Genomic DNA, 4,793 nt, shown 5'->3' with positions numbered 1-4,793 from the left:
TCGAGTGGCTCTACAAATTAATTCCCTCCGAGCCGACCGACGCATCGGGGACGTTGATCGCGCTGGTCTTTGAGATGGTCAAAGTGATCATCGCGATCATCGGCACGGTGTTCTACTGGACCGCGGGTGCCGAGGTGAAAGAGAGTTTGGAAGAAGCCGAACACGCCGAGGAAAGCGGCGAGCACATGGAATAGGCCCTCGATAGACCGGAGGGCTCGCGCTGGGCCGCTATAACGTTGGTGTTGACACTCTGTTCGGTTTACGCGACTTCGCTTCCTTTTTGATTTCGTCACCGCTCGGCCTCGCCTCAGCCGAGACAGCATGGGGCGTGAGGAACCTGGACGGACGGAAGATTGCAAATTGAAAATTGAAAAATGCAAATTTGCAATTGGAAGTCATCTTAGGGCATGCTGAGCATGCCGATGGGCCGTCAGGCACAGCCTGACCTACTCCCGCTAGGCGGTGTTGGGGGTAACGCCAGTAGCCGGTAGTGCCTTGTCGCACCACCGGAAACGCTGCATCCACCATCGGTTTGTGTCTACAATTTAGGGATGAAAACTTCAAGCATTGTTATCGTTGCAGTGACGTTATTGAACCTGGTCGACGCCCCTGCCGCCGACCCGGCTCCGGCCGCGATTGATTTTTCCCGCGAGATCTTGCCGGTTCTATCGGACAAGTGTTTCGTCTGTCACGGACCCGATACCGACGAAGACGTTGCGTTGCGTTTGGATTCGTACGAGGCCGCAACCAGCGATCTTGGCGGGTACCGGGCGATCGATCCGGATGATCCGGCGTCGAGCGAACTGGTGCTGCGGATCCTGTCCGAAGACGATCCGATGCCGCCGGCGGAGGCGGAAAAGCAGCTGACCGATGCCGAAAAACAATTGCTCGCCCAGTGGGTCGCGCAAGGCGGTGAGTATTCCCAGCACTGGGCCTTCATCCCGCCCAAAAAACGTCTGCCTGCGTTGCCCGATGACGGCGATCCCCAGGCGGAGATCAATCCCATCGATTGGTTTGTGGCGGCGAAACAACGCGGCCGCTCGATCGACTTTGCCCCCGAAGCCGCGCCGGAAACACTCGCCCGGCGGGCCTCATTGACGCTCTGCGGGTTGCCGCCCGAACCGGAGGAGCTGGCGGAATTCTTGAGGGATCGCCGAGCCGACGCGTATGAGCGTTATGTCGATCGATTGCTGAACAAATCCAGCTTCGGAGAACACCAGGCGCGGCACTGGCTCGATGCGGTGCGCTACGGTGACACCCACGGTTTGCATTTGGACAACCGTCGCGGCGTCTATCCCTATCGCGACTGGGTCGTGTCGTCGCTCAATGCCAATTTGCCGCTGGACGACTTTATCACGTGGCAATTGGCGGGCGATTTGCTGCCCGATCCCGGCATGGAACAATTGGTTGCGACCGGTTATGTCCGAATGAATCCGACTAGCGGCGAAGGCGGTGCGATCGAAGCGGAGTACCAAGCGAAGAACAACTTTGACCGAACTGAGAATCTGGGGGCGGTGTTGTTGGGCATGACGCTCACCTGCGCCCGTTGCCACACGCACAAGTACGACCCGGTGCCGCAGACGGAGTATTACCGTTTGATGGCGTTTTTTAATAGCACGTCCGAGCCGGCGCTGGATCGAAATAAATATGACTACGGGCCGACAACGAAAGCGCCGAGCGACCAAAGTCAATGGGCGCGATGGCGACTGCTCAATGACCGGCTGGAGCAATTGATTCACGCCGCGACGGACGAACTTGCCAATGCGGCGGGGGCGGACCGGAACGCATGGACCGATGCGACCGATCGAGAAAAACTGGAATCGTTGGCCGACCCCGACAGCCCGTTTTCGTCGTTGAGTGTGCACACCGAGGCGACGTTGCTGCGTTTGGAACTCGAATCATTGGAGCAAGGTTTTACAACCACGCTCGTCGCCAAAGACTTGCCGACACCTCGTCCGACCCACGTCCTCAGCCGTGGCGAGTACAACCGCCCCATCGGCGATCCGGTTGAGCCCGGCGTCCTGACGGCCATGGGGGACTTTCCAGAGGGCGCCCCACGCAATCGGTTAGGGCTGGCGCACTGGTTGACTTCGCCGAATCATCCGACCGTCTCGCGAGTGTTGATCAATCGTGTTTGGCAACACACCTTTGGGCACGGATTGGTGCGAACCCCCGAAGACTTTGGTCTGCAGGGCGCCTACCCGACGCACCCCGATCTGCTGGACTGGCTTGCCGTGGAACTGCAGGAGAGTGGTTGGGATCTCAAGCACATGTTGCGGATGATGGTGACCAGCCGAACCTTTCGTCAAAGTTCGGCTTGGCGGGAGGACGTCGATGATCCGGAAAACCGACTCTGGTCACGCGGGCCGAGCTACCGATTGGACGCCGAAGTGATCCGCGACATCGGTCTTTGGTCCGGCAACTTACTCGACCCGCTGATGGGTGGCGAAGGCGTCAAGCCGTACCAGCCGGCCGGGATGTGGCAGGCGTTGGCGCATCCGGCCAGCAACACCAAGAAATACGAACGCGATCACGGGCAACGACTTTATCGCCGCAGCTTGTACGTGTATTGGAAACGCACCAGCCCGCATCCGATGATGACCTTGTTTGATGCCCCGGATCGAGAAACGAGTTGCGTCCGTCGCTCACGAACCAGCACGGCATTGCAGTCGTTGGCGCTGCTCAATGAAACCCAACGGATCGAAATGGCCCGCATGTTGGGCCAGCGATTGATGCTGCAGCGGAGCGACGTGTCGTCGCGGATGGATCTGCTGTTCCGTCTGCTCGCCAGTCGCGGGCCGTCGCAGACCGAAGCGGAAGCGTTCGAAGAATTGTTGCAGAAAATGCTTCAGCGGTATCGCGGCAACGTGGACGACGCCCGAGCCTTGCTTTCCATCGGCGATATCGCCAGAGACGAATCGTTGGACCCCGCCGAACACGCCGCCTGGACCCAAGTCGCGTTGACCCTGTTGGCCAGCGACCTGGCGATCATTTTGTACTAAACGAGATTGACCGATGAACTTTCTTGAAACGCTGCACCGGCAGCAACTGACGACGACGCGGCGGCAGCTTTTCGGCCGCACGGCACTCGGGTTGGGAACCGCTTCGATGGCGGGGCTGCTCGGTGACGAGTTGTCGGCTGCGGGAACCAGCACATCGACGCTCGGCGGCGGGCTTCATCATCTGCCCAAAGCGAAACGGGTGATCTATCTGTTCATGAGCGGCGGACCGAGTCAACATGACCTTTGGGATTACAAACCCAAACTGGCCGACATGTTTGGCGAACAATTGCCCGCCGAAGTCCGTGACGGCCAACGCATCACGGGGATGACCGCTAATCAAAAAAGTGGATTGCCGCTCTGCCCCAGCAAGTACAAATTCACCAAGCACGACAACAACCAGGACGGGGTCTGGATCAGCGAACTGTTGCCGCACACGGCCAAGGTCGCGCGCGAATTGTGTGTCGTGCACAGCACGTTTACCGAGGCGATCAATCATGATCCGGCGGTCACGTACATCCAAACGGGCAGCCAGATCGCGGGACGTCCCAGTTTGGGTGCCTGGTTGAGTTACGGCCTGGGCAGCATGAATGAAGATCTGCCGCATTACGTGGTGATGCACGCGCATTCAAAACACGCCGAACAAAGTTTGTTCAATCGCCTGTGGGGACCGGGTTTCTTACCGGCCGATCATCAAGGCATGTTGCTGCGCAGCGGCGGCGATCCGGTGTTGTATCTGAGCAATCCACCCGGGGTAACGTCGAACGACCGACGTGACCAGCTCGATGCGTTGGCCGCGATCAACCAAGAACAGCACCGACATTTCGGCAACCCCGAGATTTTGGCGCGAATCAAGCAACACGAGATGGCGTACCGAATGCAGACCTCGGTCCCCGAGTTGATGGATTTCTCCAGTGAGTCCGAGTCGACCTTCAAGCTCTACGGCGAGGAGGCTCGGACGCCGGGAACGTTCGCGGCGTGTTGTCTCAACGCACGTCGTTTGGCCGAACGGGGCGTCCGCAATATCCAGATCTTTCATCGCGGTTGGGACGCCCACAATCGGTTGCCGACCGAACATGAATCCCAATGCAAGGACATCGACCAGGGGTGTGCCGCACTGGTGCACGATCTGCGGCAACGCGGCATGCTGGACGATACGTTAGTGATCTGGGGCGGCGAATTCGGACGCACCGTGTACTGCCAGGGCAACCTGACGCGAGAGAACTATGGGCGTGACCATCATCCCCGTTGCTTCACCGTTTGGATGGCCGGCGGAGGAGTCAAGGCGGGGATCACGTACGGCCGCACCGATGACTACGGTTACAACATCGTCAACGCCGACGGCAGCCCGATGATCCCGCGTCCCGAAAAGGAGCATTGGACTCCCGGGACGATGCACATCCACGACCTCAACGCGACGATCTTGCACCTGCTAGGCATCGACCATCGCAAGCTGACCTACCGTTACCAGGGACGCGATTTTCGGCTGACGGACGTGGATGGTCACGTCATGCACGACTTGATCGCGTGATTCCCTTCGGCGGTTAGCGAGCTGACTTGGCAAGCCTACTCGGCAAAGCGGTAAATGCACTCGCCCCGCGGGCTTTCGGTGAAGAAATAGATCTCACCGTTTTGGTCTTCGCCGAAACCCAGTACCTGGACGCCTTCGGGAATCACTTGCTCGTTGGCGGTCGCACGCTTGGTTTCGGGGTCAAAGGACAACGCCCAGACCACGCCGGTGACGTAGTCGGCGTAGAGGTACTTGCCGGCCAGTTCGGGAAGGCGTGCGTTGCG

At 59.3% G+C, this 4,793-nt stretch carries 2 protein-coding genes and 2 pseudogenes; 3 read left to right on the top strand and 1 reads right to left on the bottom strand.

All coding sequences use genetic code 11. From position 1 onward, the window contains the following. The 3 genes and pseudogenes from ABX749_RS22350 to ABX749_RS22340 form a co-directional block, all read left to right on the top strand. A pseudogene (locus ABX749_RS22350) lies at positions 1 to 194 on the top strand (UPF0104 family protein); the annotation flags it as partial. 357 nt (positions 195 to 551) lie between these two features. Then, positions 552 to 3,002 (top strand): PSD1 and planctomycete cytochrome C domain-containing protein, encoded by a 2,451-nt coding sequence (locus tag ABX749_RS22345; protein ID WP_372897932.1) that lies wholly within the window; start codon positions 552 to 554, stop codon positions 3,000 to 3,002. 13 nt (positions 3,003 to 3,015) lie between these two features. Then, positions 3,016 to 4,530, top strand: coding sequence for a DUF1501 domain-containing protein (locus ABX749_RS22340; protein WP_372897931.1), 1,515 nt, complete (start codon positions 3,016 to 3,018; stop codon positions 4,528 to 4,530). A 35-nt stretch (positions 4,531 to 4,565) separates the two neighbouring features. Here ABX749_RS22340 and ABX749_RS22335 read toward each other — a convergent pair. Continuing rightward, positions 4,566 to 4,793: pseudogene (locus ABX749_RS22335) on the bottom strand (glucose dehydrogenase); the annotation flags it as partial.

The organism is Stieleria sp., assembly GCF_041595215.1.
GTDB classification, from domain to species: domain Bacteria; phylum Planctomycetota; class Planctomycetia; order Pirellulales; family Pirellulaceae; genus Stieleria; species Stieleria magnilauensis.
Note: the sequence above shows the minus strand (reverse complement) of the source record. Positions and strands in the feature narration are given on the sequence as shown.

Excerpts from the sequence above, each read along its gene's own strand:
- ABX749_RS22345 (WP_372897932.1), top strand. The coding sequence starts at position 552 with ATGAAAACTTCAAGCATTGTTATCGTTGCAGTGACGTTATTGAACCTG.
- ABX749_RS22340 (WP_372897931.1), top strand. The coding sequence starts at position 3,016 with ATGAACTTTCTTGAAACGCTGCACCGGCAGCAACTGACGACGACGCGG.